Raw genomic sequence first — 4,765 nt, 5'->3', positions numbered from 1 at the left:
CAAACTATTTGTGTCGTTATGACAAACTATTTGTGTCGTTATGACAGCTGTAACAACGTAATGGCAATAGTTTCAAACCTCCTAAAAGCATTTAAAAGCTTAAAATATTATTAAAAGCCCAAAATATTAAAATCAAAGGCTATGGCACTCGCTTCGCTCGTGTCTTTTCAAGAGCAAAAGCAAAGTCAAAAGCATTAATAATGCATTCGCTATGCTCATGCTTTTTGAAAAGCAAAAACCTTTCCGTTCGCACCCATTCGGGATGCTCTGTACTTACCGCTTAAAATCTAAAGGGAGCTTGTAATCAGGGAAAAGGCAAGTGCAAAATTTTTATTATGCTCAATCGCTCGTAGACACTCGCTCGGTTATTTAATCAATTGGATCTGAGCAAGCAGCAAGAGCTATTTGTGCTAAAGCAGACTCACTACCATGATGTAAAATCAAACCAATACATTGTGCTAAATGGACTCTAGCTTGTTCTGTTTTATAAGAGTTTTTTAAAAAATCAAACTGTTCTGAACCAAGATTAGATGCAGATTCCATAATGAATAATACAAAATTTGATTTACATAGCTCAGGTTTTGAAATCATTAAATTTCTTAATGCTTTATTTGGCAATACATTCTGCTGTTCTAAAATTGTTCCTGCTTGAACAATTAAGCTATAAGACATTTTTTCCCGATGCCCTTTAGTACCACTGTTTGCAAGAATTACCCATTCAGACATCGGTCTTAAAGTTTTTTCATCTGCATCTTTTGATTTTTTTAAATAAGATGAAATTATTAAATACAGAATAATACCTGCAACAATTAAACCAATTAACATTAATCTTTAACTCCTAAAATTTCAGCAAGTATAAAACCTATTAGAATCAAAAAGAAAAATCCAAAGCGAACGGAGTGTGAGCGGCATAGCGATAAATTGCTTATTTCCCCTCTCTGATTACTGATTTTTCTGAATTGGATTAAATTTAGGTGTCTAAATCGCTCACTTTTGCGTTTTTAGCCTGTTTTCGCTCTTGGAGTATGGAAACCCCTTGTTTGTGCCAATTCGTCCATTTTGGGTCATCTGATGCGATTTTAACGTTGCTTAACATGCCGACCAACGTGGCAGGGTCATGATGACCAAGATTGGCAATGTCAAATAATGCGCCTAATTCGATTAATCGCTTGGTTCTCGCCTTACGTTCTAAAGCCTTTTCCTTGGTTTTTTCTGCATTGAGTAGGTTCTGCATCTCTTTTTTGGCTTTGTTGGCTCGAATGTTGGCTTTTTCTGTCCGAATCAAAGCCGACAGTTTTTTATCTTCAATCGTTGTTCGATTTGTTTTTTCATAGAGTTCGATCAGCAATTTTTGATAGTCGGTTGGGCGTGAAAGTGCCTTTAAAAAATTCAAATGTCCGTCAGGTAATTCCAATTTTATTGTCATACAAATACCGCAAAAAGCATCATTATTTATTCGAGTGTAGCATGAATTCCGATCTGTGCTAAAATTCAGAATGCGCACTTAGTAGTTTCTATTCTTCGAATAGAAACCTAAGCACGACAAAGGGTAAACCCTCTGTACTCCCCACAGCAAAATCAAAGGCAAAAGCGGAAATGGCAAGTTATCATTTATCGGTCAAGGTTGGCGCAAAAGGTAAGGCTGCTGCTCATGCTGAATACATTGAGCGAGAGGGAGAATACAAACTTAAAAATAAAGAAAAATTAGAAGCCGTTGAACATGGAAATATGCCTGAATGGGCACAAGACAATCCTAATATATTTTGGCAATGTGCCGATGAATTTGAGCGTAAAAATGGTAGTACCTACCGTGAAATTGAAATTGCACTTCCTAGAGAACTGACACCACAACAGCGTAAAGAGTTGGTTCAAACCTTTGTTGAACAAGAGCTAGGCGAGCAACACGCCTATACATGGGCGATTCATACCCCAAAGGCAAGCATAGAGGGCGGAGAACAACCCCATGCCCATATTATGTATAGCGAACGCTTACAGGATGGTATTGAGCGCAGTCCTGACCAATTTTTTAAACGCTATAACAGTAAAAAACCTGAACGTGGCGGTTGTCAGAAGTCCAATACCGCTAAAACCGCAGAACAGCGCAAAACCGAGCTTGTAGAATTGCGTGAACGCTTTGCCGATCTTCAAAATGCCTATTTAGAAGAATACGGACATGCAGATCGGGTCGATCATCGCAGTCTTGCCGATCAAGGCATTGAGCGAACCCCTGAAAAACATTTAGGGTGGAAAGGTAGCCAAAACCAAGAGTTTAAGGATTTGGTGCTTGAATATCGGGAAGCTACTCAGACTTTTCAAACACATATTAATTATTTACCTAAACACCTTGCGAACTTAGACCAAGAACAGCAACAGGAAAAGCCGAAGCCTTTAACGGATGAGCAAAAGCGAGAAATTGTTAATCAAAAAATAGAGGAAGCCAATACAACTACCTCTGAATATAAGGCACTATTTGAAAAATATAGAACTCAATATATTGAAAATACGACCAAAAGTGAGCTGAAAGAGTACCAAAAACAAGGTGCTGACATCCGAACCAGAATTGAGGAACTCGATAAAAATAAGCCAATGTTCTTTGGGAAAAAGGATTGGGAAGAAAAGCGTGAGAACCTAGTCAGAGAATATCGTGAAATTCATCATCTACACGACCATACTAAGACCGAGAAAAAGACACAACGCCTTTATGACCAACGCTTTGGGCGTGAAGCGGTGATTAATCATATTGAGAAAAACCACCCTGAATTAAATCAGAAATATGCCAAATCCCAAGAGTTTTTAAAGGCACTGGAACAGCTTAGACAACAGCAAAAGCAACAGGAACGAGCGCAACAAAAAGAAAAATCAAAAGGTGAGGATTTTGAAATAGATATGTAGAATTATTTTTATACTTAATGTTCAATATCGCATACAAGAATAATTCTTGTAAATAATCTTATATATATTTGAAATTAGAATGGAATTATTCATTTGTCTACCCAAAAGAATCAACAAAACCCCGTACTTTTTAATGATAAATCTCTCAAGGTAGAGGATTTTTTAGAGAATCCTCTGACTAATAATAGATATTTTGGTTATGTTGATGGTATTCATGATTATCCAACTGGTTATATTATTTTGAAATGGGGGACGCATCGTCATAACCATAAGGGATTTGGGTGTATTCATATATGGAAACAGCACCAAGCATGCTTTAGGGTAAAACGGCTATGTACCAAAATTGAAGAAATTCCATTATTGGTAAATAGAATACTTCAGCCAGGTACACAAATTATTGAGTCTGAAAGTTATGACCCTAATAATGGAAAACGATTAGCTGTATTAAGATCATCTACTGGGACAATAATTCTTGAATGGAGAAAGGGTTATTATTCTATAGTGACGTTGCATTTAGGGAAGACTATGGCCGGAGTAGTTGTAGGTTCTGTAAGAAGATTACCAAACCCGATATGAAAAAAAAGAGCGTATATACGCTCTTTTTTACATCTAAGGAACTAGCAGCCGTAGTGTTTCTTTAGCTTTAAAGGTTCAGAAACTAGATTAGATTTACTAATCTACCACTGCCAACTGATTACCGCTTTTCAGTTCGCCCGACGGGTAACTCAATCTCAATTTGCGGAAGATTGATTACATACTCTTGCATTCCTTGTTTACTATAGTAAACCAAATTAACTTAATTGCAAATTAAAGTTTATAATAAACTGATTTTATTGATTATTAAATCCATGCTCTAGGAGCAAAGGGAAAAACTCTTGAAAATATTTCTCTTCTGCTAACATCTCAGCTAAAAGCTGTCCAAATTTCTCATAGTTTCCAGTACCTATTAAATGGCTATATTCGCTTTGTATTCGTGCATCATAGGCTAGTTTAGAGCCGAATTTAATACGCTGTAAATCGGTCATTTTAGTAAATAAATTGCTTGTATTTGGATTTAGTTTAATCTCAAGTTTTGGCTGTGATTTTTGCTTAAATTTGAACGAAAACCCAGTAATTGTACGTCCTTTCTTGTGTTGCTGATAGCTAACAGTAATGTCTGTATGTTGATTGATTTGCTTAATTGACGGCTCTAATACACGGCTTTTAAAGTGATTCATTGCCTTATATTCATCATCCTCAACACCTAATTTCGCCCTGAATTCTGAAAGTTCTATTTGGGGTACTTTACCTACCTCACGCCAAGCAATAAGCAGTTCATATAGGCGTATCGCATACTTACCTGTGAGTTGTGTAACTTGCTGAATTTGATAGCTTGTAAAATGTTTTTCGAGCCGTGTAATCAAAGGAACAACATCAGGCGCAAAAGTAATTTCTAATATGGCAGAATCATCAATATATTTAATACGGCTAACCCACCGTGATCTAACAATACCAATCCCCTTTTTTGTTTCTTCTTTAAATGAGAACTGACGTTCAAATAAGTTATTTACAGCGGTTTTTAATGCCTTGTATGCAGCTTCTTTTGTTACATGGAATTGACTGGCATAGTCATTTGCATGAATTTCTAGCTTACTGTCTGACGTAATACCTTGATGCGTTTCTCTTGCATTGATAATGGCTAGAAGTATTAAACGCTGTTCAGTCACTTCTAGGTTGTAACTGGCATTCATCAAAGCATTATCTTTCACTACTAATCCGTTTTTCATATTAAAGACACTTTTTATATTTTGTGCATAACGACACGCTATTACACTGTGTGTCGTTATGCAAACTATTTGTGTCGTTATGACAAACTATTTGTGTCGTTATGACA

The 4,765-nt window shown here is 36.5% G+C and carries 5 protein-coding genes; 2 read left to right on the top strand and 3 right to left on the bottom strand.

Annotation, left to right across the window (positions count from 1 at the left end; genetic code table 11):
* Positions 1-369: 369 nt before the first annotated feature.
* Both F902_RS21690 and F902_RS21685 read right to left on the bottom strand, forming a co-directional pair.
* Positions 370-825 carry a hypothetical protein gene (locus F902_RS21690; RefSeq protein ID WP_005207329.1) on the bottom strand — a complete coding sequence of 152 codons (456 nt, stop codon included), beginning with the start codon at positions 823-825 and terminating at the stop codon, positions 370-372.
* Between the two features lie 145 nt (positions 826-970).
* Positions 971-1,426: a conjugal transfer protein TraD gene (locus tag F902_RS21685; RefSeq protein WP_005207327.1), complete on the bottom strand. Its 456-nt coding sequence runs from the start codon at positions 1,424-1,426 to the stop codon at positions 971-973.
* Positions 1,427-1,596: 170 nt separating this feature from the next.
* Here F902_RS21685 and F902_RS21680 point away from each other — a divergent pair, with 170 nt between their 5' ends.
* Both F902_RS21680 and F902_RS21675 read left to right on the top strand, forming a co-directional pair.
* Entirely contained in the window at positions 1,597-2,892 is a 1,296-nt protein-coding gene (locus F902_RS21680; protein ID WP_005207325.1) for a MobA/MobL family protein, read from the top strand.
* 93 nt (positions 2,893-2,985) lie between these two features.
* Complete coding sequence (locus F902_RS21675; protein WP_005207317.1) at positions 2,986-3,468, top strand: hypothetical protein; 483 nt, start codon at positions 2,986-2,988, stop codon at positions 3,466-3,468.
* A 254-nt stretch (positions 3,469-3,722) separates the two neighbouring features.
* Here the strand turns inward: F902_RS21675 and repM are convergent, their stop codons facing one another.
* Positions 3,723-4,658: a replication initiation protein RepM gene (gene repM, locus F902_RS21670; RefSeq protein WP_005207315.1), complete on the bottom strand. Its 936-nt coding sequence runs from the start codon at positions 4,656-4,658 to the stop codon at positions 3,723-3,725.
* Positions 4,659-4,765 lie beyond the last annotated feature (107 nt).

Origin of the sequence: Acinetobacter higginsii (genome assembly GCF_000369525.1) — a bacterium.
In the GTDB taxonomy this organism is placed as follows: domain Bacteria; phylum Pseudomonadota; class Gammaproteobacteria; order Pseudomonadales; family Moraxellaceae; genus Acinetobacter; species Acinetobacter higginsii.
The sequence above is the reverse complement of the archived record's forward strand: the minus strand, read 5'-3'. Positions and strand labels throughout refer to the sequence as shown.

Excerpts from the sequence above, each read along its gene's own strand:
- F902_RS21685 (WP_005207327.1), bottom strand. The coding sequence starts at position 1,426 with ATGACAATAAAATTGGAATTACCTGACGGACATTTGAATTTTTTAAAG.
- F902_RS21680 (WP_005207325.1), top strand. The coding sequence starts at position 1,597 with ATGGCAAGTTATCATTTATCGGTCAAGGTTGGCGCAAAAGGTAAGGCT.
- F902_RS21690 (WP_005207329.1), bottom strand. The coding sequence starts at position 825 with ATGTTAATTGGTTTAATTGTTGCAGGTATTATTCTGTATTTAATAATT.
- repM (WP_005207315.1), bottom strand. The coding sequence starts at position 4,658 with ATGAAAAACGGATTAGTAGTGAAAGATAATGCTTTGATGAATGCCAGT.